At 69.0% G+C, this 355-nt stretch carries 1 pseudogene; it reads left to right on the forward strand.

Annotated features, from left to right (window positions below):
- Window positions 1-355 (forward strand): annotated as a pseudogene (locus B3446_RS16635) (gamma-glutamyltransferase); the annotation flags it as partial.

Consider the following 355-nt stretch of genomic DNA (forward strand, 5'->3'; position numbering starts at 1 on the left):
CCGCCATCGAGATCGCCGAGCGCGGCTACGCCGTGCCGCCCGTGGTGGCGCACAAGTGGGCCGCTGCCGCCGAAGAACTGAAATCGCAGCCGGGCTACGCCCAGGCCTTCCTGCCCGAGGGCCGCGCGCCCAAGGTCGGCGAGCACTTCCGTTTCCCCGACGCCGCCAACACGCTGCGCCGCATCGCCGAATCCAAGGGCCGCGACTTCTACGAAGGCGAACTGGCCGAGCGCATCGCCGCCTTCAGCAAGGAATGCGGCGGCGCGATGACGCTGGAAGACCTGCGCGGTTACCGCCCGGAGTGGGTCAAGCCCATTTCCAAGTCCTACCGCGGCTACGAGCTGCACGAAATCCC

It is taken from the genome of Achromobacter sp. UBA5777 (genome assembly GCF_002418565.1).
Lineage (GTDB): Bacteria > Pseudomonadota > Gammaproteobacteria > Burkholderiales > Burkholderiaceae_B > Achromobacter > Achromobacter animicus.